A 22653-nucleotide genomic window follows, 5' to 3' on the forward strand; every position below is an offset into this window, starting at 1 on the left:
CGCATCTGGGCGGCTTGCCGAAGGTGCGGTTTTCTGTATAAGCCGCCTCATCTGAAACCAATTCCCGGGTGCATCCGGTGCGGAAAGCCATTTTGGCCCAACGTTCCACCCGCGAAGGCTAACCGGATGGAGAAAATTGATGGCACTACCTGACTTCACAATGCGTCAGCTGCTCGAAGCTGGCGTTCACTTCGGTCACCAGACCCACCGCTGGAACCCGCGCATGAAGCCGTACATCTACGGCGAGCGTTCCGGCATCCACATCATGGACCTGTCCCAGACCGTCCCGTCGCTGCACCAGGCGCTCGTTTTCGTGCGCGACACGGTTGCCAAGGGCGGCCGCGTTCTCTTCGTCGGCACCAAGCGCCAGGCGTCTGATCCCGTGGCAGAAGCAGCCCAGCGCTGCGCCCAGTATTACATGAACCACCGCTGGCTCGGCGGCACGCTGACCAACTGGACCACCGTGTCCAAGTCGATCAAGCAGCTGAAAGAGCTGAACGCGATGTTCTCGACCGGTGGCGGCGAAGGCCTCACCAAGAAAGAGCTTCTCGACCTGGAGCGTCGCCGCGACAAGCTTGAGCGCGCCCTCGGTGGTATCTCGGAAATGGGCGGCCTGCCGGCTGCCATGATCGTGATCGACACGAACAAGGAAGCTATCGCCGTCATGGAAGCCCGCAAGCTGGGTATCCCGGTTGTGGCTGTTCTCGACACGAACTGCGATCCTGCAGACGCTGACTACGGCTTTGCCGGCAACGACGACGCGGCGCGCGCCATCTCGCTCTACTGCAACCTGTTCGCAGATGCAGTGCTCGATGGCCTTGCAGAGTCGACGGCTGGCCTCGGTGTTGACCTCGGCGCCCTCGAAGACCTCGATGGCCTGGCCGATGCTGATGTCGCTGCTGCTGATGGCGAAACCACGGAAGATGCAACGGGCGCCTAAGCCCTCCGAGTTGAACTCTTACACTGAAGGATAACCGCAATGGCCCAGATTACTGCTGCGCTCGTCAAGGAACTGCGCGAGAAAACCGGCGCAGGCATGATGGATGCGAAAAAAGCCCTCGTTGAGAATGACGGCGACGAAGAAGCCGCCATCGAGTGGCTGCGCGCCAAAGGCCTGTCCAAAGCTGCCAAGAAGTCGGGCCGCACCGCTGCTGACGGCCTCGTGGCTGTGAAAGTGTCGGCTGACGGCAAGTCCGGCGCGATCGTCGAACTGAACGCTGAGACCGACTTCGTAGCCCGCAACGAAGGCTTCCAGAAAGCCCTCGCCGGCATCGCTGAAGCCGCACTCGGCACCGGTGGTTCGGTTGAAGCTGTCGCCGCTGCGCCTGCACCAGACGGCAACGGCACGGTTGACGACATGATCAAGCGCATGATCGCCACGATCGGCGAGAACATGACGCTGCGCCGTTCGGCCAAGGTCTCGGCTGACAAGGTTGCTTCCTATATCCACAACGCCGAAACGGCTGGCATGGGTAAAGTCGGCGTCCTGGTGGCCCTGTCGGGTTCCGGCGATCTGGAAGATATCGGTCGCAAGATCGCGATGCACATCGCTGCAACGTCGCCGGCTGCTGCCACGACGGACGAGCTCGACCCGGCTCTGGTTGAAACCGAGAAGCGCGTGCTGACCGAGCAGGCCCGCGAAAGCGGCAAGCCTGACAATATCATCGAAGGCATGATCAAGGGCCGGATGCAGAAGTTCTACAAGGAAGTTGTTCTTCTCGAGCAGCCCTTTGTCATGAACCCTGACCAGACGGTTGCCGCCTATCTGAAAGATCAAGGCGCGACATTGACGGGCTTCGTTCACTTCAAACTGGGTGAAGGTATTGAAAAAGCTGCGGATAACTTCGCAGATGAAGTGGCTTCCCTCACAAAAGGCAGCTGATCGGGCTTGCCTTTAGCCCCACGTGAGGCCTTAAACAGTCCCGGCTGCCCATGACAGGCAGCCGGGAATCTTTTAGGAGCTCTATTCAGGGCTTCAAGTGACGGAGAAAGCTATGCCAGGCGAGAATCCGGAGACCAGCCCGCTAAAATACAAGCGTGTGCTCCTCAAACTGTCCGGCGAGGCCCTTATGGGCCCCGGCCAGTTCGGCATCGACATCCCCACCGTTGAACAGTTCGCCAAAGCCATTGCAGGGGCCCGCACAGCCGGAGCCGAAATCTGCCTCGTCATCGGGGGTGGCAACATCTTCCGGGGCATGGCGGGCGCTGCCAAGGGCATGGAGCGGGCGCAGGCTGACAGCATGGGCATGCTGGCCACGGTCATGAACGCCCTCGCCATGCAAAGCGTGCTCGAAAGCCAGGGCGTGCCAACGCGCGTCCAGTCGGCCATCAACATGGACCAGATCTGCGAGCCCTACATCCGTCGCCGCGCCCAGCGCCACATGGAAAAGGGCCGCGTCGTTATCTTCGCCGCCGGCATCGGCAACCCCTTCTTCACAACGGACACGGGCGCTGCCCTGCGCTGCATCGAAATGAATTGCGACGCGCTTTTGAAGGGCACACAGGTCGACGGCGTCTATACGGCCGACCCCAAGCTCGACAGCACCGCGACACGGTATGAGAAGGTGGCCTATCAGGAATTGCTGGCCAAAGACCTGCGAGTCATGGATTCGTCAGCCGTCAGCCTCATGCGTGACAACAATGTCCCGATTGTGGTTTTCTCGCTCAAGGAAGAAGGTTCGCTCCTGAATGTCCTGCACGGGCGGGGCACATCGACAACGATATCGAACGAAGGAGGGGTCGCGAAATGACCTATGAAAAGAAGGATCTTGAACGCCGGATGGAAGGCGCGCTGACGTCGCTGTCGACCGAGTTCAGCGGCCTGCGTACGGGCCGGGCTTCGGTAAACCTGCTCGATTCGATCAACGTGCCCGCCTATGGCTCGACCGTGCCCCTGTCCCAGGTCGCTTCGGTGTCCGTCACCGACATGCGCATGCTGTCCGTCAACGTGTGGGACAAGACCGTTGTTGGCGCTACGGACCGCGCCATCCGCGAGTCCGGTCTGGGCCTCAACCCGATCATGGATGGCCAGACCCTGCGCATTCCGATCCCACCGCTCAACGAAGAGCGCCGCGTGGAGCTGACCAAGATTGCTGGCAAATATGCCGAAGCCGCAAAAGTCGCCGTGCGCAACATCCGCCGCGACGGCATGGACAGCCTGAAGAAGATGGAAAAGGACGGCGAGATCAGCGAAGACCGCCTCCACAGCCTCTCCGATGAAGTCCAGAAGCTGACAGATGCCTTTGTTGGCCGTGTGGATGACGCGCTTAAGGCTAAAGAAACGGAGATCATGCAGGTCTAATGTCTGCCGTATCCGCCTCTGATGTCACCAATGTTGTATCGGGGCAGCAGCCGGGGCTCTCCCATGTCGCGATCATCATGGATGGCAATGGCCGCTGGGCCAAGGCGCGCGGCCTTCCGCGTGCAGCGGGTCATGAGCGCGGCGTTGAGGCCCTGAGGCGCACGGTTGAAGCAGCTGGTGAGATCGGCATCCGCTACCTCACCGTATTCTCCTTCTCCACTGAGAACTGGCGCCGTCCTGCCGCCGAAGTGAACGCGCTGTTCGGCCTGCTGAAAGCCTACGTCCAGCGAGATTTGGCCCGGCTGACACAGGAGGGCGTTCGCGTTCGCATCATCGGCCAGCGCGAAGGCCTGCCGGCGGATGTCGCAGCCCTCGTCGACAAGGCTGAGCGCACGACGGCTGCGAACACCAAATTCTTCCTGACAATCGCCTTCAATTATGGTGGCCGCGAGGAGATCACCCGCGCTGCCCGCCGCATGGCCCGCGCAGTTGAAGCGGGTGAGCTGAAGGCCGACGACATCGACGAAACGCGTCTCGGCCACTTCCTCGATACGGAAATGCTGCCAGACCCCGATCTTCTCATCCGCACCAGCGGCGAATACAGGCTCAGCAATTTCCTGCTCTGGCAGTGCGCTTATGCAGAACTCGTCTTCATGGATGTCCTGTGGCCGGACTTTGATCGTGCCTCCCTCGAGGAGGCTCTGGCGAAATATCAGGAGCGCGAACGCCGGTTCGGCGCGGTCACGCCTGGGGCCTACTAATGGGCGACTGGACGCCGCGCGACCGGCGGTTCTCAGAGCTTGGCCTGCGCCTGATGTCTGCGGCAGTGCTCATTCCCGTGGCCGTTGCGATGGTCTGGGCAGGCGGCTGGTGGCTTGGCATAGGCTGCGCCGTCTTTGCAGCAGCCATGGCCCATGAGTGGAGCCAGATAAGCGTTTTCCCGCGTCCGCGCGCCATGTCGGCTGCGGCGGCGCTGTGCCTGCTGTCGCTCCCGCTCGGCCTCGTCTGGGTCTCAGTGTTGGTTTTCGCTGCCGGGATGGTGTTTTGCGCCGTCGCAGCGGGCGGGACGCCGCGCTTTCGCAGTACAGCCATGTTCGGCCTTCTCTACGTCTCCGGCATGGCGGCCGGCCTCTATTTTCTCCGTTCTGGCCCATGGGATGGTCGCGCCGCGGCCCTGTTTTTCATGTCCCTCGTTTGGGCGTCTGATGCCGCCGCCTATTTCACCGGGCGCGGCCTCGGCGGACCCCGTCTGCTGCCAAGCGAGAGCCCGAACAAGACCTGGAGCGGTGCGCTGGGTGCCGTGACAGCCTGCGGCCTCTGCGGCCTCGCTATCGGCGACATCGAAATGGCGTCTTATCCTGTATGGATTGCAGCAGGCGTGGGCACGTCCATCGTGGCCCAGGTCGGGGATCTCTTCGAGAGTGGCATCAAGCGCCGCTTCAAGGTCAAGGATGCGGGCACATTGTTGCCGGGACATGGCGGCGTGCTGGACCGTGTGGACGGCCTGGGTGCTGTTTGTATTTTCGGATCGCTAGCGCTCTATGCCATACCGGGGTTCGCAGAAACGCTTGGATTCTAGTTTATGGCCCACCCCCGTCGTATTTCCATTATGGGCTCGACAGGCTCGATAGGGACGTCTGCCCTTGATGTCGTGGCGCAGGCCAATGCTGCAGGCGATACATCCTTTGAAATCGTCGTACTGGCAGCGGGCAGGGATGCTGCATCCCTTGCAGAGCAGGCGCTGGCCGTCAGACCGGAAATCGCCGTCATCGCTGACGAGAGCCAATTGCCGGAGCTGCGGGACCGTCTGGCGGGCACTGGCATTGAAACGGCCGGCGGAACCTCGGCCATCACAGAATCAGCGACACGTCCCTGCGACCGTATTCTGGCAGCCATCGTGGGCGCAGCAGGGCTGGCCTCGACGCTCGCCGCCGTGCGCCAGGGTACGGATGTCGCCATCGCCAACAAGGAAAGCATTGTCTGCGGTGGCAAGCTGATCCTGTCAGAAGCCGCCAGGTCCGGCGCGCGTATTCTCCCTGTTGATTCGGAACATAGTGGCATATTCCAGTCCATCGGCGACGGTCGGTCGCTCGAGAAGCTCAGCATCACAGCCTCCGGCGGCCCGTTCCGCACTGCGTCGCTGGAACAAATGGCCGGGGTAACGCCCGCTGAGGCGGCCGCCCACCCCAACTGGGCGATGGGCATCAAGAATTCCATCGATAGCGCGACCTTGATGAACAAGGCCCTCGAATTCATCGAAGCCGCTTACCTGTTCGACGTGGATGCGGCGCAGATTGAAGTCCTCGTGCATCCACAATCCATCATCCATGGCATGGCCCATTTTACGGATGGCTCGGTGATCGCGCAGCTGAGCATGCCCGACATGCGCGCCCCGATTGCTTATGCTCTTGGCTGGCCGGACCGGTTAACCACGAATGTCGCCCGGCTCGACCTGGCGGCGTTGGGGCGCCTCGACTTCGAACCTGTTGATCCTTCGCGCTTTCCGGCCATCGAACTCGCCCGCCGCGCGATAAGTCTCGGTACGGGCGGTACTACGGTATTAAATAGCGCTAATGAATCAGCCGTTTCTGCATTTATTGCGGGTCAATGCGGATTTCTGGACATAAGCTGGGTCGTAGAAGAAGCCTTGAGTCGCTTTTCTTCCGGTAATATGGCCTCTTTGGCCTGTGACACGCTGGACGAAATAGCTTATCTGGACCAGTTCGGCCGTGATACGGCGACCGAATTGTTAAGAATGGCCCCTAGCCGGGCAGGAGGGTAAGTCGTTTGGGTCAGCTGCTTAGCCAGGGTCCGCTCTTCATCGTATGCCTCGTCTTCATGATGGGCATCGTCGTGATCATTCACGAGCTTGGACATTTCCTCGTGGGCCGCCTCTTCGGCGCCGCCGTCGAGTCCTTTTCCGTTGGCTTTGGTCGTCCCATTTTCGAACGCAAGGACAAGGTCGGCACGCGCTGGCGCGTCAACTGGATCCCGCTTGGCGGTTTCGTGAAATTCGTCGGCGAAAGCCAGCTGGCCGGTGATGTCGGCAAGATGGAGCAGGGTCCTGTAGGGAAGGCGTATAAGAGCCTGACCGTCTGGCAGCGCATGCTCGTCAGCCTTGCGGGGCCGCTGGCCAATTTCGTCCTCGCAAGCCTGATCTTCGCACTCATCCTGGGTACGCATGGCCGGACGAATTATTCCATCGGCATCGCTGACGTGGTGGCAGACTCACCCGCTGAACGCGGCGGCATGAAGGCTGGCGACGCCTTTGTCAGTGTCAATGGCCATCCGGTCACGGATGCGAGCAGCATCACCATTCCGATCATGCTCAATCCGAATGAAGAAATGACGTTCGAAGTGCTGCGCGATGGCGCGCCCGTTGCCCTGAAAGTGACGCCGGACGAAGTGGTTCGCGAAAACGAATTCGGCCAGATGGTGCCGCAGGCAACCATCGGCATCGCCATGGCGCGCATCGCGGTTGGCGAACGTGTCAAATACAACCCCGTCCAGGCGCTTGGCGCTGGGGTGGTGGAAACCGGCGCTACGATTGACCGGACCGTGACCATGCTGTCGCGCATCGTGACGGGCAAAATGTCCGTGCACACGATGACAGGCCCGGTTGGGATCGGTGATATTTCGCGGCGTGTCGTCAACAAGGTCTGGGAACAGCCGGACGTCAGCCAGACGGCTAAGCTGGAACAACTGTTCTGGATGCTCCTCAGCATCTGTGCCGCCATTTCCGTGGGTGTCGGCTTCTTCAACCTTCTGCCACTGCCTGTGCTGGATGGCGGACACCTCGTCTTTCATGCTTATGAGGCGATTGCGGGCAGGGAACTGCCAGAGAAAGTGCAGGAGATGAGCCTGACATTCGGTCTGATCCTGTTATTGGGGATGGTAGTGGTGATCACATGGGGTGACATCATGGAGACCGGCTTGTTCGGGGGAACGGGCGGCTGATACGGCTGCCTCAGAAATAACAAGAAAGATTTGTCCACAATGCGTAAGTTCCTTGCAGCAACCCTTATGGCGACCAGCGTCTTTTCGTTTGTCGTCCTGCCGGGACTGACCAATACCGCCGAAGCGCAGGAAGACAGCCGCTATGGCGGTACGATCCGGTCCATTCTGGTTGAGGGCAACCAGCGTATCGAAGCGCGTACTGTGCAATCGTATCTCTTGGTCGAGCCGGGTGATCCGTTTGATCCGGAACGTATCGATCTCTCCCTGAAGACCCTGTTCGCCACGAACCTTTTCGCTGACGTCTCCATTGACCGAAGCGGGGATGACCTGCTCGTTCGCGTCGTTGAAAACCCCATCATCAACCGCGTGATCTTCGAGGGTAACAAGGCCCTCAAGGACGACAAGTTCAAGGAAGAGGTTCAGGCAGCCCCGCGCGGAATCTTCACCGCCGCACGTGTTCAGGCCGACGTTCAGCGCATTCTGGAACTGTACCGCCAGTCCGGTCGGTTCGCCGCCAAGGTCGAGCCGCAATACAAGCCGCTGGAGCAGAACCGCGTCGACCTCGTGTTCGAAATCACTGAAGGCCCCGTCACCGGCGTTCGCTCGATCAATTTTATCGGCAACAAGGCCTATTCCGACTCCCGCCTGCGTAGCGAGATCGTGACGCGCCAGTCACGCCTGTGGCGCTTCTTCAGCTCGAACGACAACTATGACCCTGGCCGTCTCGAATATGACCGCGAGAAGCTGCGCGAGTTCTACCAGAACAATGGTTATTACGATTTCCGCGTGGACTCGGCTGTCGCTGAACTGACGCCGGACCAGAAAGACTTCTACATCACGATGACCATCGATGAAGGTCGTCAGTATGATTTCGGCGAAGTGAAGGTCGAAACCGCGCTTGAGAAACTGGACGCTAACGCGCTTCGTGCGGCCGTGCCGATCCAGACGGGCGATCTCTTCCGCGGCAACCTGATCGAAGAAACAATCGATACGCTGACATATGCTGCCGGTATCGCAGGCTATGCCTTCGTTGATATCCGTCCGCAACTTGATGTGAACCCGGATACGGGCCGCATCGATGTCACCTTCGCCGTGGATGAGGGTCCGCGCGTTTATATCGAGCGCATCAATATCGTCGGCAATACGCAGACACTCGACCGCGTCATCCGCCGTGAACTGCGCATTTCCGAAGGTGACGCCTTCAACCGCATCCTGCTCGACCGTTCCAAGAACCGTGTCCGCGCGCTTGGCTTCTTCAAGGATGTTGAGATCGTCGAAAACCCGGGTGACGGTCCGGACAAGAGCATTGTCGACGTGAAGGTCACAGAGCAGCCAACCGGCGAGCTCTCCTTCGCAGCGGGCTTCTCTTCGGTCGACTCCTATCTCTTCGATCTGAGCGCCTCACAGCGCAACCTGCGGGGCCGTGGCCAGTCGGTCGTCGCCCGTGTGTCGACCTCCAGCCGCCAGCAGGTCGTTGACCTGCGCTTCACAGAGCCTCGCTTCCTTGATCGCAACCTGTCGGCTGGCGTCGATCTCTACGCCACAAAGCAGGACTTCAAGAAGTATGGCAGCTACACCGCCGAGACGATTGGTACCGGCCTGCGCGTCGGCTTCCCGCTCAGCGAGCGGATGCAGATGGGGCTCAGCTACAAGATCCAGTCTGATGACGTTCAGATCCCGGACCGCAACATTATCATTGATACGACGACCGGATTTCAGTCAGGTCGATTGGTCCAGACAGCGGGTGCGGACACACCTAACGATGCGACGGATGATAAATTCCGCCCTGCGACACCGGAAGATTTTCCAGGCGAGCTTCTGATCGTCGACCAGTGTGATCCGCTCTACCTTCTGCGCGATTCCAGCTGCCGCTCCGAGCGCAGCGAACTGTCCAGCATCCTCGGCTACAGTTTCTTCTGGGACCGCACGAACGATCCAATCCAGCCGACGCGCGGCTTTGACTTCCGCTTCAGCCAGGAAGTCGCCGGTCTTGGCGGTGATGTGAAATACCTTCGCACCGAAAGCAGCGCCTCACTTTACCGCGGTATCTGGAAAGACATCATTGCCAGCGCCCGTTTCTCGGGCGGCTATATCTTCCCGCTGGAAGACGGCCAGGGCATCCGGATCAACAACCGCTTCTTCCGGGGCGGCAGTACGTTCCGGGGTTTCGACGTGGCCGGCCTCGGCCCACGTGAGATCGTGCGGGTTTACGACCCGGAGACCGGTGAACTCCTGTCGACGCGTCGCGGCAACTCGCTCGGCGGCAACCTCTACTATCAGGGTACGTTCGAACTCACCCTGCCAAGCGTGTTCCCTGAAGAGTACGGCATCAAGAGTGCCCTCTTTGCAGATGTCGGTGCTGTGGGAACGCTTCGCGGTCCTGATGTCAGCCCAACCGTCTACTACGAGCCAGGCGACGGCACGACCGCTGTCCGCCTGACCAAGGATGCCACAGCCCTGCGGGCATCGGCCGGTCTGAGCGTCTTCTGGGATTCCCCATTCGGGCCCATCCGCTTTGACTTCTCGCAGATCCTTCGCAGGGAAGACTATGACCGAACCGAAACTTTCCGGTTCTCAACCTCTACACGTTTCTAATCCAGAAATGCCAAACAGGAGACGGACCATGTCCCTATTCAAACACATGCTTTTTGCCCTTTCGCTGGTTGTCAGCGCTGCGGCCGTTACGGCCCCTGCAGCGTCTGCCCAGAGCACGACCGTCGTCATGATCGACGAAGGCCGCATTCTCAGCGACAGCAAGGCTGGCAAGGACATCCAGACCAAACTGAAGAACCTTGAGACCCAGATGAAGAACGAACTGGAGCCAACCCGCGCCACGCTCGAAACCGACGGCAAGGCGCTTCAGGCCAAGGTCGAAGGCAAGACCCGTGAAGCGGTTGCTGCCGATACGGCGCTCGTCTCGCAACTCACCGCTTACCAGAACCGGGCCAATGCCTTTGCCCAGAAGCGCCAGACCGTCAGTCAGGAATTCCAGCTGACCGAGCGAGCCGCTCTGATCGAGTTCAACAAGGCGATCGAACCCGTCCTGATGGAAGTCGTGAAGGAGAAGAATGCCCAGGTCGTCATGTCGAAGTCCCAGGTCATCTACAGCTCGGATGCAATCGACGTAAGCGCTGCGGTTATCTCCAAGCTGGATGCCAAGACGCCGACGATCACGGTCACACGCCAGCGCGCGCCTGCCCAACCCGCACAATAGGACGAATGGCTAGGTGACGGTCGATCCACGCTTCTACGCACCGCAAGGCGCACTGACGCTTGGCAAGATCGCGGAGCTGACGGGCGCCGTCCTGAACGGTGATGCGTCAGTTGAGATCACGAGTGTCTCCGCAGCGGCCACAGGTCGCCGCGGAGACCTCGCCTTCCTCGATGGCGACGGCAAAGGCGACGTCTCCGTCGGTGCTGACGTCTCGGCGCTCATTCTCAACGAAGCCAATCTCAAGCATGCGCCCGAAGGTGTTCCTTGTCTGGTAACGCCGCTACCGCGCCACTTTCACGGCCTCGTGGCCTACGCGCTGTTCCAGCCGCGTCACCTGATCTGGTCGGGCGACGACCGGATTTCTCCTGAGGCCAAGGTGCACCCCGGCGCGATTGTATCGCCCGGCGCGGTCGTGGGGCCCGGTGCAACGGTCGGCGAAGGCACGGTGATAGGCGCGAATGCGGTGATTGGTCCGGGTGTCCAGGTCGGTCGAAATTGTCGTATCGGCGCGAATGTCTCGCTGATCTGCGCGCTTGTCGGTGATAAGGTCACGCTCCTGTCCGGCGTACGCATTGGCGAGGCCGGGTTCGGTGTCACCGGTGGCCCGGCGGGCATGGAAGACGCGCCCCATTTCGGCCGCGTCATCCTGCAGGACAATGTCACGATCGGCGCGAACTCCTGCATTGATCGCGGCGTGTTCGACGACACGATCATTGGCGAGCGCACCAAGATCGATAATCTCTGCCAGATCGCCCATAATGTCGTTTTCGGACGCAGCGTCGTCATGGCGGCGTTCGGGGGCATTTCCGGCTCCGTGACTGTCGGCGACGGCGCGCGGATCGGTGGACGCGTCGGCATTGCTGACCATGTCGTCATCGGTGACGGCGTAAACCTCGCTGCCTCGGCAGGTGTTTTCCGCAATATCGAGGCAGGCGAAACATGGGGGGGAACACCAGCCAAGCCCATCCGTCAGTGGATGCGGGAAGTTGCCTGGTTGCAGAAACAGGCAAATCCGAAGAAAACCTCCTGAACGCGGCTGCACCGATCTTCCCTCAACCGCAGCGCCCGGATCCGCCCATGCCCGTCGAAATCCATCCTACCGCCTATGTCGAAACCGGCGCCGAGCTTGGCGAAGGCACACACGTTGGCCCGTTCTGCCATGTCGGCCCGCATGCCGTGATTGGCGCTGGCAGCGAGCTGCGTTCGCATTCCGTTGTCATCGGACACACAACGCTGGGCGAGAACAGCATCCTGCACCCCCATGCGGTCGTCGGTGGCCCGCCGCAGGTAATCGGCTTTCAGGAAACGACTGAGTCGCGCCTGCAAATCGGCAACAATTGCACCTTCCGGGAATATGCGACGGCCCATACCGGCATCCCGAAATTTGGTGGCCTGACCCAGGTCGGCGACAATTGCTTCATCATGATCGGCGCGCACATCGCGCATGACAATCACATCGGCAACAGTGTCGTCATGGCGAACAATGTCTCGCTCGCTGGTCACATCACCGTGGGCGACAATGTCTGGTTCGGCGGGCTGGCAGCCGTGCACCAGTTCACGCGCATTGGCCGCAATGCCTTCATCGGCGGTGGCGCGATCCTCGTTGAGGACGTCATCCCTTTCGGCTCCGTCGTCGGCAACCATGCCAAGCTTTCCGGCCTCAACATGGTCGGCCTCAAGCGGCGTGGCTTTGACAAGGCCCAGCTTCAGGAAATCCGCGGCGCCTACAAGGCGGTCTTCACGGGCGAAGGCCTGTTCAAGGACCGCCTGGCGCAGGCTGCTGTAACCTTCGCGGGCAAACCGCTGGCCATGGAAATGATCGACTTCATTCGACAGGGCGGCGACCGGCCGATCTGCAAACCCTGATGTGCGCGTCATGACTGCCCCTCTCGGATTGATCGCAGGATTGGGCGACCTGCCTGTCAGCATCGCGGATAATGCCGTTCAGACGGGGCAGGGCGTCTATGTCCTTCGCCTCAAGGGCTTCGAGGAACCACGCCTCGCCGCCTATCCGGGCGATGTGGTCGGCCTCGGTGAAGTCGGCAAACTCTACACGCTGCTCAAGAAGGCTGGCTGCAAGGACGTGCTGTTCGCCGGCATCGTGAAGCGCCCAAACTTCAAGGACCTTAAGCTGGACCTTCGCGGCGCGGCTCTGCTCCCCAAGGTCATTGCCGAAGCCGGGAAGGGCGATGACGCCCTCCTGCGCCTGCTGGTCAGGGAAATGGAGAAACAGGGTTTCAACGTGGTGGGCTCCGATGAGGTCAATGCCGGCCTCCTGGCACCTTCTGGCCTGATCGCCGGCCCACAGCCGACTGAGACGGCCCTCGCTGACATCAAGCGCGGCGCACATGTCGTGGCCGCTCTGGGCGATCTCGATATCGGGCAGGGCTGCGTGGTCTGCGACGGCCTCGTGCTGGCTGTTGAGGCACAGGAGGGTACCGACGCGATGCTCGTGCGGATAGTAACCCTCCCGGAAGCGATCCGGGGCACGCCCAACGCGCGGCGTGGCGTACTCGTAAAACGGCCCAAACCCGGTCAGGAACGCCGCATCGACCTGCCCACGGTTGGTCTTTCAACGGTCGAGCATGTCGCAGCGGCGGGCCTTGCAGGCCTCGCGGTCGAGGCTGACGGCGCCCTTATGCTCGGGCGGGACAAGATGCAGGCCGCCGCTGAGCGCCTCGGCGTCTTCATCTATGGCTTCGAGGCATGACGGCGCCCCGGCTATACTTCGTCGCGGCTGAGTCCTCAGGCGACCTGCTGGCCCGCGAAGTGATTGAAGCTATCCGGACCCGCCAACCTGACGTGTATGTCTCGGGCATTGGCGGTACCGAGATGGCGTCCCTCGGCATCGTCTCGCCGCTGGATATCGCACCGCTTTCCGTGCTTGGCCTGCTGGAGGGCCTGAAAGCCTATGGCACAGTGGTGAAGCTGGCTGATGTGGCCGCTGACGCCATTATCGCGGATTCGCCTGACGCCGTCATCCTGGTTGATTCATGGGGCTTCATGTTGCGCGTTGCGCAGCGCGTCCGGGCGCGGGCGCCCCACATTAAACTGGTCAAGCTGATCGGGCCGCAAGTGTGGGCTACGCGCGCAGGCAGGGCGAAAACGCTCGCCGCGACCGTGGATCATCTCCTTTGCATGCACGAGATCGAGGCGCCGTATTACGAGCCGTTCGGTCTGAAGACGACGGTTATCGGCAACCCGGCCCTGTCTCGCCACCAATGGGGAAATGGCGAAGCCTTCCGCGCCGCCCACGGCATTCGTGCCGATGCGCAGGTCGTGCTCGTCTTGCCGGGCAGCCGCTCGAGCGAGATCAAGCGCGTGGCGCCGGCGCTCGTAGAGGCGGCGCGCATCCTCAAGGACTCCGACCCCGAGCGGACGATTGTCATGGCGCCCGCCGCCAGCGTGGCCGCTCAGTTCGCCGAGGCTTTTCCGGATGTCACGGAATGGGCAACCGTTTCAAGCAATCCCGCCGAGCGCTATGACGCGATGGCGGCGGCCGATCTGTCGCTGGCCTGTTCTGGCACGGTGACAAGCGAGCTGGCTATGCAGGGCACGCCAATGATCGTCTCTTACAAGACCGGCTGGGTGACCTGGTCGCTCGCGCGCGGGTTCCTCTACAAGAGACGTCATATCACGCTGCTGAACATCGTCAGTGATGACGAAGAGATCGTGCCGGAATTTGTCCAGACGCAGCAAAAGCCGGAGCTTATTGCATCCCAAGCGCTGCAATGGCTGACCGATCCGGACGCGCTGGCCGAACAGAGGGCCGAGCAGCAAATCGCCCTCTCCCGAATGAAAGAGGGCGATCGCGATGCAGCCGAAATTGCGGCTGAAGTGATCCTTGAGGAAGCTGGCGCCTAGCGCTTGTCCATCGGAACATAGTCGCGCATGGCGTGACCGGTATAGATCTGGCGCGGACGGCCGATGCGCTGCGTCGGGTCGTCGATCATTTCGTTGAGCTGAGCAACCCAGCCAACGGTGCGCGCGAGTGCGAAGAGCACGGTGAACATCTGCTTCGGGAAGCCCATCGCATCAAGGATGATGCCGGAATAGAAGTCGACGTTCGGATAGAGCTTCTTCTCGACGAAATACTCGTCTTCGAGCGCAATGCGCTCCAGCTCCATGGCCACTTTGAGGATTGGCTGATCGCGCAGACCGAGCAGGTCGAGCACTTCGTGAGCCGATTCCCGCATCACAGTGGCACGTGGATCGTAGTTCTTATAGACGCGGTGACCGAAGCCCATGAGGCGGAAGGGATCGTTCTTGTCCTTGGCCTTCTCGATATATTCCGGAATGCGATCAACCGTGCCGATCTCGTGCAGCATGTTGAGGCAGGCCTCGTTGGCGCCGCCATGGCTTGGGCCCCAGAGGCAGGCAACGCCTGCAGCGACAGCCGCGAACGGGTGTGCGCCCGAAGAACCGGCGAGGCGCACGGTGGACGTCGAGGCGTTCTGTTCGTGATCGGCGTGCAGGATGAAGAAGCGGTCCATCGCCTTGGCGATTTTCGGATCAACCTTGTAATCCTCGGCCGTGACCGAGAAGCACATGTTCAGGAAGTTCTCGGCATAGGAGAGCTCGTTACGCGGATCGACGAACTTCTGGCCCATATTGTACTTCAGGATGCGGGCGCAGAGCGTTGGCATCTTGGCGACGAGGCGGATCGAACCGAGGTGGCGCTCCACTGGGTCTTCGCTGTCGATGGCGCCAGGATAGAACGAGGCCATCGCGCCAACTGCGCCGGTCAGCATCGCCATAGGGTGGCTGTCGCGGCGGAAGCCTTCGAAGAAGCGGTCCATCTGCGTGTGGAGAAGGGTGTGTTGCTTGATTTCGGCGTTGAAGACGTCGAGTTCATCTTTCTTGGGCAAAGCGCCCTTCAGGATGAGGTGGCAGACTTCCGGAAAGGTCGACTGTTCGGCCAGCTGGCCAATCGGGTAACCACGGTGGAGCAGCACGCCTTCGTCACCATCGATGAAAGTGATCTGGCTTTCGCAGCTGGCTGTCGACGTGAAACCAGGGTCGAAGGTGAAATGGTTGGATTCTGCGTAGAATTTGCGGACATCGACAACATTTGGCCCGTGCGTTCCGGACAGGACCGGCAGATCATACGATTTGCCAGCGACTTCCAGCTTGGCGGTCCCGGCATTCTTAGTCTTGTTTTCCATCAGCATTTGCCCTTCATGTTCAGTGTCTGTCCGGCGTGGCCTAGCTGCCAGCCTGGACGAGTTGATCGTCAATTCGCCCGAGCGCTTCCTCTTTGCCGAGCCATTCCAGCACCGGCGCAATGTCGGGTGCGGGAAGGCCGCCAGTGAGCGCGGCGCGAAGCGGTTGACCTACCTGCCCCATAGATAGGTCTTGTGCAGTGCAATACGAAGTAATCGTTCCCGAAATTTCTTCAGCTGTCCACTGCGATATCGACGCCAGTTCGTGACGCAACCCGGCGAGCCGGTCAAGCCCTTCCGGGGAAAGCGCCTTTCGGGCGTTCTTGTTGAGATTGAGCGGTCGCTGGACCTGCAGGAATGCAAAAGCGGATGCCAGCTCTGAAAGCGTGCTGCCACGGTCCTTCAAATGCGGCAGTGCCCGGTGAATACGGGCTTCTTGATCCGGTTTCAGCGGGGCTCCGGCCTCGAACAGCGGCTTCAGTAGTCCGAACAGGCGGTCATCGTCTGCAAGGCGCATGAAGTGGGAGTTGATCTGGCCCAGTTTCTCCAGGTCGAGGCGGGCTGGCGCACGTCCGATACCGGCGAGATCGAAGAGGGAAATGGCCTCTTCCTCGGTGAAGATTTCCTGGTCGCCATGGCTCCATCCGAGACGCAGCAGGTAGGCTTTCATCGCTTCCGGCAGGTACCCCATCTCGCGATAGGCGAGTGTGGAGAGTGCGCCGTGGCGTTTGGACAGCTTGGCGCCATCCGGCCCATGGATCAGCGAGACATGCGCGAAGGCAGGAGCCTGCCACCCCATGGCCTCGTAAATCGGGATCTGGCGGAACGTGTTGCGCAGATGGTCGTCGCCGCGGATGACCTGCGTCACGCCCATGTCATGGTCGTCCACCACGACGGCCAGCATATATGTCGGCGTGCCGTCGGCGCGCAGCATGATGAGGTCATCAATCTCGCTGGCCTGAATGCGCACAGTGCCCTGAACACCATCTTCCACGACACGGTCGCCATCATCCGGCGCGCGCAGGCGGATCGTATAGGGGGCGTCTGGCGCAGGCGCGGCGGCGCCATCACGCCATGGCGAACGATAGGGCGCAAGCAGGTCATTAGCCTCGGCCAGCAGGGCCGCGCGTGCCTCATCGCTGAGGCCATCAGCCTTGGCGGCCTGGCGCTTCTCCTCGCCAAGGTCGCGGCGCGCCTGCAGCTCTTCCGGTGTGGCGTAGCATTTGAACGCAGTGCCGCGCGCAAGCATCTCGGCGGCCACCTCGGCATGGCGCGCTTCCCGGCTGGATTGCATCAGCGGCGCCTCATCGGCGTCTAAGCCGAGCCAGGTCATGCCCTCAAGGATGGCGGCTGTCGCTTCGTCCGTCGAGCGGGCGCGATCTGTGTCTTCGATACGCAGCAGGAAGCGGCCGCCATGGTGGCGGGCAAACAAGTAGTTGAAAAGTGCGGTCCTTGCCCCTCCAATGTGCAACATGCCGGTGGGAGAAGGGGCAAATCGCGTGACAACGGTCATAAGGGCGTCAGGCTCCAGGTAAATGCAGGTGGATACTTCATCTGTGGTGCACAAACACAAGGTTGCGCCGGAAGGCAAGGGGGCCGCCCCGGCCTGGCGCACCCGGTGGACAGGCATGTGGTCGCTGGCCGCGATTGATGCACGCCCGCTCCTCTTCGCGTTTTCCCTCTGCGCGGGAGCGGCGACCTATTTTCTGGCCCCCGAAGAGCCGTCGCTTTTGGCCTGTCTTGGCGCGTGGATTGGGGCAGGGCTGCTCCTGCTTGCGGCGCGGCGCTTAGTGACGTGGAGCTTCCTTTATGTGCTGATGGTGGCTGGTTTCGGGGTCGTCACAGGATTCACGGCGGGTGCCGTGCGTGCCCGTTTGGTCGATGCGCCGGTGGTGACTGAAGCGACGCGCCCGGTCATGCTGGAAGGCTGGGTGGCGGGCGTGGAGCCCGGCAAGAAGGGGCCACGTCTCCGCCTCGAAGTCCATGCCATTCAAGGCTTCGCGCCGGAGGACCAGCCACGTTTCGTGCGGCTGACGCATATGGCGCGGCTGGAAGTGGCGCCGGGTCGTTTCGTGCGCTGCTGGGCCGTTCTGAGACCGCCGCCAGCGCCTGTCCTGCCTGGCGATTATGATTTTCAGCGACAGGCCTATTTCGAGCAACTGGGCGCCGTGGGCTATGTGCAGGGCCGCTGCCGAGGCGGAACACTCGGCGCGCCAACAGGCATTGCAGACCGGCTTGGTATCAGCCTCTCGACCTTTCGGCGGAACCTCGCCGCACATGTGAATGTGGCGGCAGGCGAGCGCGCAGGCGGATTCGCGGCGGCGCTGATCTCGGGCGACCGCAGCTTCATGGCGGAGGAGGACCAGGAGGCGCTGAGAGGATCAGGTCTTGCCCACCTGCTGGCCATTTCCGGCCTGCACATGGGCATTGTCGGGGGACTTGTGTTCTTCCTGACGCAAAAGGCCCTCGTCCTGTTCGAGCCTTTGGCGTTGCGCGTGCCGGTCCAGAAGCCGGCGGCCGTGACGGCCCTGCTGGCAAGCCTTGCCTATCTCGTCCTGTCTGGGGCGAGCGTTTCGACGCAGCGGGCCTTTATCATGTCGGCGGTGGTGTTCGGCGCTGTGCTGTTTGACCGGGCGGCGATCTCGATGCGCTCCTTTGCGATTGCGATGATCGCTGTGGTGCTGCTGCAGCCGGAGAGCGTGATGACGCCGGGCTTCCAGATGTCGTTTGCAGCGTCGGGGGCGTTGATTGCGACCTATGAGGCGTGGTCGCACCGCAGGGCGGGGCGGGAACGCGTTCTGGGGCCGATCCCCTTTGCGTGGGCCTCGCTCGTGATGACGTCTGTTGTCGCTGCAGTGGCGACAGCACCTTTTGCACTCTACCATTTTGACAGGCTGGCGGGGCTGGGGCTGATTGCGAACCTTTTGGCCATGCCTGTTATCAGTTTCGTGAGCGCGCCATCTGCGGCGCTGGCACTGCTGCTGACGCCATTCGGGCTGGGCGATGTGGGGCTGAGGCTGTTTGGCTATTCGCTGGAACTGGTGCTGATAATTGCGCATGGGTGCGCCGATATGGCGCCGTCCAAAGTGTCCCTTCCGTCGGCGATGCCGGGGGCAAGCATGGCGCTGTTTGCGGTCTCGCTGGCCCTCGTGACGACCGCTCGCGGGGCAGGTCGGGTACTTCTGTGTGCACTCGCGGTCCTTCCGGCGGTCTATTTGTGGACAGCGAGCCCGCAACTGGTCCTGCACTGGTCTGCTTCCGGCGAGGTCTTCGCCAGAACCAGCGAGGGCGGGATGAAGCGCTTCGACTTCGCGGATGGCGATGGGCTGGCGCCGCTGCGCTACAGCACGCTGGATGCGGCAAGCTGCGGGGAGTTGCCTTGCGAACTGGAGACACCTGCCGGACGTCTTGAACTGAGCAACGAGGGCAATTGCCGGCCTCTTCATGAGGCGGTCCTGCAGTTGTCGCTAACGGCGCCCGGAGAGGCCTGCGCGTTCAACCACAATTGGGAACAGGTTAGCCGAGAAGGCGGGCTTTCCGTTTGGCAGGGCAAGTCTGGAATGGTTGTCCAGGCCGGCGCGGTATGCCGCGACCGGCCATGGAGGCAGTGTCAGTCGTAGCGGCGGACGAGGGCGACAAGGCGACCCTGAATCTGCACGCGGTCGGGACCGAAAATGCGGGTTTCGTAGGCCGGGTTGGCGGCTTCAAGGGCAACAGAGGCCCCTTTGCGACGCAGGCGCTTCAGAGTCGCTTCTTCGCCGTCGATCAGGGCGACAACGATGTCGCCCGTATTGGCGGCTTCGGTGCGGCGCAGGATGACGAGATCGCCCTCGAGGATGCCGGCCTCAATCATGGAATCGCCTTTGACCTCCAGTGCGAAGTGTTCTTCGCCCTCGGCAAGGTCATCCGGCGCAGTGATATGGCCATTGTCCTGCTGGATGGCGGAGATGGGCACACCTGCCGCGATACGCCCAAGAATGGGGATGGCACGGGGGGCACGCGCCTCGGTCGGCAGGCCGGTGGCGACGAGTGCGGGCTTGAAATCCTTGCGACCGCGAGCGGCCTGCGTGGGAATGGCGGACTCAGGCATCTTGAGCACTTCGAGGGCGCGGGCCCGATGCGCGAGACGGCGGATGAAACCGCGTTCCTCAAGCGCCGAGATCAGGCGGTGAATGCCGGACTTGGAAGCAAGATTGAGCGCTTCCTTCATTTCATCAAAAGAGGGGGAAACACCGGTCTCCTTGATCCGCTCATTGATGAAGAGCAGCAGCTCTTTCTGTTTACTGGTCAGCACGGGTGATTCCTTCCGTCCGAATCTATGTTCTCATATGTTCTACATGCGTTCATGTTTCGGGTCAATTGGAACGGGCTTTTCTTAACCCTGTTACCGCGCTTTCGCGTAATTGGTTCATTTTCATCAGGCTTTCCCCAATGAGGAAGCGCCGGGCGCCAGACGCTCGCAGCCGAATGATGTGATCTGTCGTGGATATGCCGCTTTCAGCGATCAGGTGGCGATCTGAGGGGACCAGAGAGGCCAGCCGCTCAGTGGTGGTAAGGTCGGTCACCATGCGCTTCAGGTCGCGATTATTGACGCCGATCAGGGGCGACGGAAGGCGCAGCGCACGTTCCAATTCGGCCTCGTCATGGGTTTCAATGAGAACATCCATGCCGAAAACGGTTGCGGCAGCTGAAAGCTCGCCGGCCAGCACGTCATCAACGGCCGACAGGATGACGAGGATGCAGTCGGCGCCATGGGCGCGGGCTTCGGCGACCTGAATGGTGTCGACGAGGAAATCCTTGCGCAGCATGGGCAGGCTGACGGCGCTGCGGATGGCGGCGAAGTCGGCGAGCGAGCCGCCAAAGCTCGGGCCATCGGTCAGCACCGAGAGACAGGCCGCGCCGCCCCTTTCGTATTCCGTGGCAATGGCGACAGGGTCAGCGCCGGGCAGGATCTCGCCGGCGGAAGGGCTCTTGCGCTTCAGTTCGCAGATCAGGGCGTTTTCATCCTGAGCGGCGATACGGTCCATGGCGGCGGCAAAGCCGCGAACCGGGCTGGCCTCGCTGGCCATGCGCGAGAAGCTTTCGAAGGATTCGGCCTGTTTCAGCGCGGCCACTTCGTCATGCTTGTAGGCGATGATGCGGTCGAGGGCGGTGCTCATGCCGGTTCCTGCCCGTTGGAGAGCGCGGCGAGGCGGCGCAGCGTGTCGCGGGCCTTGCCGGTGTCGATCGCTTCGGCGGCCATTGCAACGCCCTGCTTCAAGTCAGACGCGAGACCGAGGACATGGAGACCCGCAGCGGCGTTCATCAGGACGGCGTCGCGGAACGGGCCTTCCTGGCTATCGAGCAGATCTGTGATGGCCATGGCATTGTCCTGCACGCCGCTGCCTTCAAGGCGGGATAGCGGGCTGGTGTCGAGGCCGGCATCGGCGGGATGGATTTCGAATTCGCTTATGGCGCCATTCTCGACTTCGCAGACATGGGAGGCGCCGGCGATGGAGAGCTCGTCAATGCCGTCGCGGCCGTGAACAACCCAGGCTTTGGTTGTACCGAGCGCGGCGAGCGCCTCGGCCATGGGCCGGGTCCATTGCGGGGCGAAGACGCCGAGAACCTGGAATTGCGCGCCGGCCGGATTGGAGAGGGGGCCGAGCAGGTTGAAGATGGTGCGGATGCCGAGTTTCTCGCGGACCGGCGCGACATGGCGCATGGCGCTGTGGTGGGCGCGGGCGAACATGAAGGCGACACCGGCGCCATTGAGGCAGGCCTGGAATTCGCTCTCGTCGGTTTCGAGGTTCACACCCAGCGCTTCGAGCACGTCGGCCGAGCCTGTCTTCGGTGGCACGGACCGGTTGCCATGCTTGGCGACGCGGCCACCCGCAGCGGCGATGACGAGCGCGCTGGCGGTGGATGTGTTGAGGCTTTTCCATGGGAGGCCGCCGGTGCCGCATGTATCGAGCACGGGGCCTTCGACATGAACCTTGCGGGCGTGCTGGCGCATGATGCGCGCGCCGGCAGTCAGCTCTGTGGCCGTCTCGCCGCGCACCGCGAGGCCTGTCAGGAAAGCGCCGATCTCTTCCGGGGCGGCTTCGCCCGTCAGCAGGAGTTCGAACGCGGTTTCGAGCGTCTCGCCTTCCAGCGTCTCATTGCGGGCGATGGCCTTGATGGCGGTGGTGAGGGCAGTGTCAGTCATCAATCATTTCCAATGAAGAGCGACACCGATAGCGGCCTTGGGGACGCGGTTCAATGCGCCAAACCTGACTCAGTAGCCAAGAAAGGCCAGGATATCGGACAGGATACCCTGATCGAGAGCAAGATCGCGGTGGCTGAGTGTTTCCCGCTCGATCAGTTTGGCGCCCGGCAGGGTTTCGGCGAGGTCGCGGATAAGGCCGAGCGGGGAACTCTCGTCGGCATCTGACCCGATCAGAAGGATGGAGCCTGCATAGTCTGCTAGCGCACCGGTGATGTCCGTTTTGGACATAGGAGCGCCGGTTTTCTCTTCATGCAGTTCGAGCGCCCGTGCGATGACGGATTCATCCTCGCCCTTCATGCGCTGGTAGTCCGCCCAGCCGAGCAGCGGTGGGGCGATCATGACGAGATAGTCGGGCTCGGCGCCAGCAGCGATGGCGAGGGCCGCCGCTTCGCATCCGAAGGAATGGGCGATGATCGTGTCGATGGGGCCTTCAGCGGCGCAGACCGCTGCGACGGACGCAGCCGCCATAATGGGCGTGCAGGCTTCGGCCTTCGAGGCGCCATGGCCCGGCAGGTCCATCAGCAGGAGGGGCCGCGTGTTCTGGAGGAAATCCTGCGCGAAACGGCGCCAAACACGGTGGGTGTCGTCCCAGCCATGCACGAACAGCGTGGCCGGGCCCGTGCCTGCGCGCCAGACGGGCGTGTCGCCGGATTCGCCGGGAATGTCGCTGCGGGTGTTGGGCGGCAGGAAGTTCTGGCCCGGTGCGGCACTGGGGCTGATCGGCAGGGCACCCAGGAGGGCTTCAGCTCTGGCATCCAGATCGCTCATGGCG

General features: G+C 61.8%; 21 protein-coding genes. 15 read left to right on the forward strand and 6 right to left on the reverse strand.

What is annotated here, in order from left to right; translation table 11 throughout:
• Positions 1–139: 139 nt before the first annotated feature.
• The 14 genes from rpsB (at position 140) to V7651_RS12820 (ending at position 14336) form a co-directional block, all read left to right on the forward strand.
• Entirely contained in the window at positions 140–940 is an 801-nt protein-coding gene (gene rpsB, locus V7651_RS12755) for a 30S ribosomal protein S2 (protein WP_035539982.1), read from the forward strand.
• Between the two features lie 39 nt (positions 941–979).
• The gene (tsf, locus tag V7651_RS12760) at positions 980–1882 is read left to right on the forward strand and encodes a translation elongation factor Ts (protein ID WP_035539985.1); all 903 of its coding nucleotides are present in this window, start codon (positions 980–982) and stop codon (positions 1880–1882) included.
• A 112-nt stretch (positions 1883–1994) separates the two neighbouring features.
• Positions 1995–2750: a UMP kinase gene (gene pyrH / locus V7651_RS12765; protein WP_035539987.1), complete on the forward strand. Its 756-nt coding sequence runs from the start codon at positions 1995–1997 to the stop codon at positions 2748–2750.
• Entirely contained in the window at positions 2747–3301 is a 555-nt protein-coding gene (gene frr / locus V7651_RS12770; protein ID WP_035539990.1) for a ribosome recycling factor, read from the forward strand. Before pyrH ends, frr begins: the two co-directional genes overlap by 4 nt.
• The gene (locus V7651_RS12775; RefSeq protein ID WP_035539993.1) at positions 3301–4062 is read left to right on the forward strand and encodes an isoprenyl transferase; all 762 of its coding nucleotides are present in this window, start codon (positions 3301–3303) and stop codon (positions 4060–4062) included. Before frr ends, V7651_RS12775 begins: the two co-directional genes overlap by 1 nt.
• Positions 4062–4880 (forward strand): phosphatidate cytidylyltransferase, encoded by an 819-nt coding sequence (locus V7651_RS12780; RefSeq protein WP_035539996.1) that lies wholly within the window; start codon positions 4062–4064, stop codon positions 4878–4880. Before V7651_RS12775 ends, V7651_RS12780 begins: the two co-directional genes overlap by 1 nt.
• Positions 4881–4883: 3 nt before the next feature.
• On the forward strand, positions 4884–6083 hold the full coding sequence (dxr, locus tag V7651_RS12785; protein ID WP_035539998.1) for a 1-deoxy-D-xylulose-5-phosphate reductoisomerase: 1200 nt from the start codon (positions 4884–4886) through the stop codon (positions 6081–6083).
• Positions 6084–6088: 5 nt separating this feature from the next.
• A complete protein-coding gene (locus tag V7651_RS12790) occupies positions 6089–7258 on the forward strand; it encodes a M50 family metallopeptidase (RefSeq protein WP_035540000.1) in 1170 nt (389 codons plus the stop codon).
• 39 nt (positions 7259–7297) lie between these two features.
• Positions 7298–9853 (forward strand): outer membrane protein assembly factor BamA, encoded by a 2556-nt coding sequence (bamA, locus tag V7651_RS12795; RefSeq protein ID WP_335591841.1) that lies wholly within the window; start codon positions 7298–7300, stop codon positions 9851–9853.
• Between the two features lie 28 nt (positions 9854–9881).
• A complete protein-coding gene (locus tag V7651_RS12800) occupies positions 9882–10472 on the forward strand; it encodes an OmpH/Skp family outer membrane protein (protein WP_335591842.1) in 591 nt (196 codons plus the stop codon).
• Between the two features lie 13 nt (positions 10473–10485).
• On the forward strand, positions 10486–11502 hold the full coding sequence (lpxD, locus tag V7651_RS12805) for a UDP-3-O-(3-hydroxymyristoyl)glucosamine N-acyltransferase (RefSeq protein ID WP_335591843.1): 1017 nt from the start codon (positions 10486–10488) through the stop codon (positions 11500–11502).
• A 47-nt stretch (positions 11503–11549) separates the two neighbouring features.
• The gene (gene lpxA, locus V7651_RS12810; protein ID WP_335613409.1) at positions 11550–12338 is read left to right on the forward strand and encodes an acyl-ACP--UDP-N-acetylglucosamine O-acyltransferase; all 789 of its coding nucleotides are present in this window, start codon (positions 11550–11552) and stop codon (positions 12336–12338) included.
• Positions 12339–12348: 10 nt separating this feature from the next.
• A complete protein-coding gene (locus V7651_RS12815; RefSeq protein ID WP_335613410.1) occupies positions 12349–13182 on the forward strand; it encodes an LpxI family protein in 834 nt (277 codons plus the stop codon).
• Entirely contained in the window at positions 13179–14336 is a 1158-nt protein-coding gene (locus V7651_RS12820; RefSeq protein WP_335613411.1) for a lipid-A-disaccharide synthase, read from the forward strand. Before V7651_RS12815 ends, V7651_RS12820 begins: the two co-directional genes overlap by 4 nt.
• On the opposite strand, the gene V7651_RS12825 is transcribed toward V7651_RS12820, so the two are convergent.
• Both V7651_RS12825 and gltX read right to left on the reverse strand, forming a co-directional pair.
• Positions 14333–15637, reverse strand: a complete 1305-nt coding sequence (locus V7651_RS12825; RefSeq protein ID WP_035540033.1) for a citrate synthase — start codon at positions 15635–15637, stop codon at positions 14333–14335. The genes V7651_RS12820 and V7651_RS12825 overlap by 4 nt on opposite strands.
• A 40-nt stretch (positions 15638–15677) precedes the next feature.
• Positions 15678–17147, reverse strand: a complete 1470-nt coding sequence (gltX, locus tag V7651_RS12830) for a glutamate--tRNA ligase (protein WP_335613412.1) — start codon at positions 17145–17147, stop codon at positions 15678–15680.
• A 28-nt stretch (positions 17148–17175) separates the two neighbouring features.
• Between gltX and V7651_RS12835 the strand changes: the two genes are divergently transcribed.
• A complete protein-coding gene (locus tag V7651_RS12835) occupies positions 17176–19254 on the forward strand; it encodes a ComEC/Rec2 family competence protein (RefSeq protein WP_335613413.1) in 2079 nt (692 codons plus the stop codon).
• On the opposite strand, the gene lexA is transcribed toward V7651_RS12835, so the two are convergent.
• The 4 genes from lexA to V7651_RS12855 all read right to left on the reverse strand — a co-directional run bounded on the left by lexA (position 19245) and on the right by V7651_RS12855 (position 22649).
• Positions 19245–19928, reverse strand: a complete 684-nt coding sequence (gene lexA, locus V7651_RS12840) for a transcriptional repressor LexA (protein WP_035540013.1) — start codon at positions 19926–19928, stop codon at positions 19245–19247. The genes V7651_RS12835 and lexA overlap by 10 nt on opposite strands.
• A 61-nt stretch (positions 19929–19989) precedes the next feature.
• Positions 19990–20793, reverse strand: coding sequence for an indole-3-glycerol phosphate synthase TrpC (locus V7651_RS12845; RefSeq protein ID WP_335613414.1), 804 nt, complete (start codon positions 20791–20793; stop codon positions 19990–19992).
• On the reverse strand, positions 20790–21821 hold the full coding sequence (trpD, locus tag V7651_RS12850) for an anthranilate phosphoribosyltransferase (RefSeq protein ID WP_335613415.1): 1032 nt from the start codon (positions 21819–21821) through the stop codon (positions 20790–20792). The genes V7651_RS12845 and trpD overlap by 4 nt, the downstream gene beginning before the upstream one ends.
• A 69-nt stretch (positions 21822–21890) precedes the next feature.
• Positions 21891–22649, reverse strand: coding sequence for an alpha/beta hydrolase (locus V7651_RS12855; protein ID WP_335613416.1), 759 nt, complete (start codon positions 22647–22649; stop codon positions 21891–21893).
• Between the last annotated feature and the right edge of the window lie 4 nt (positions 22650–22653).

The sequence above is a fragment of the Hyphomonas oceanitis genome (assembly GCF_036964545.1).
GTDB lineage: Bacteria > Pseudomonadota > Alphaproteobacteria > Caulobacterales > Hyphomonadaceae > Hyphomonas > Hyphomonas oceanitis.

Bases quoted from the DNA above. Each gene is read 5' to 3' on its own strand.
- rpsB (WP_035539982.1), top strand. From the start codon at position 140: ATGGCACTACCTGACTTCACAATGCGTCAGCTGCTCGAAGCTGGCGTT.
- tsf (WP_035539985.1), top strand. From the start codon at position 980: ATGGCCCAGATTACTGCTGCGCTCGTCAAGGAACTGCGCGAGAAAACC.
- pyrH (WP_035539987.1), top strand. From the start codon at position 1,995: ATGCCAGGCGAGAATCCGGAGACCAGCCCGCTAAAATACAAGCGTGTG.
- frr (WP_035539990.1), top strand. From the start codon at position 2,747: ATGACCTATGAAAAGAAGGATCTTGAACGCCGGATGGAAGGCGCGCTG.
- V7651_RS12775 (WP_035539993.1), top strand. From the start codon at position 3,301: ATGTCTGCCGTATCCGCCTCTGATGTCACCAATGTTGTATCGGGGCAG.
- V7651_RS12780 (WP_035539996.1), top strand. From the start codon at position 4,062: ATGGGCGACTGGACGCCGCGCGACCGGCGGTTCTCAGAGCTTGGCCTG.
- dxr (WP_035539998.1), top strand. From the start codon at position 4,884: ATGGCCCACCCCCGTCGTATTTCCATTATGGGCTCGACAGGCTCGATA.
- bamA (WP_335591841.1), top strand. From the start codon at position 7,298: ATGCGTAAGTTCCTTGCAGCAACCCTTATGGCGACCAGCGTCTTTTCG.
- V7651_RS12800 (WP_335591842.1), top strand. From the start codon at position 9,882: ATGTCCCTATTCAAACACATGCTTTTTGCCCTTTCGCTGGTTGTCAGC.
- lpxA (WP_335613409.1), top strand. From the start codon at position 11,550: ATGCCCGTCGAAATCCATCCTACCGCCTATGTCGAAACCGGCGCCGAG.
- V7651_RS12815 (WP_335613410.1), top strand. From the start codon at position 12,349: ATGACTGCCCCTCTCGGATTGATCGCAGGATTGGGCGACCTGCCTGTC.
- V7651_RS12820 (WP_335613411.1), top strand. From the start codon at position 13,179: ATGACGGCGCCCCGGCTATACTTCGTCGCGGCTGAGTCCTCAGGCGAC.
- V7651_RS12825 (WP_035540033.1), bottom strand. From the start codon at position 15,637: ATGGAAAACAAGACTAAGAATGCCGGGACCGCCAAGCTGGAAGTCGCT.
- gltX (WP_335613412.1), bottom strand. From the start codon at position 17,147: ATGACCGTTGTCACGCGATTTGCCCCTTCTCCCACCGGCATGTTGCAC.
- V7651_RS12845 (WP_335613414.1), bottom strand. From the start codon at position 20,793: ATGAGCACCGCCCTCGACCGCATCATCGCCTACAAGCATGACGAAGTG.
- trpD (WP_335613415.1), bottom strand. From the start codon at position 21,821: ATGACTGACACTGCCCTCACCACCGCCATCAAGGCCATCGCCCGCAAT.
- V7651_RS12855 (WP_335613416.1), bottom strand. From the start codon at position 22,649: ATGAGCGATCTGGATGCCAGAGCTGAAGCCCTCCTGGGTGCCCTGCCG.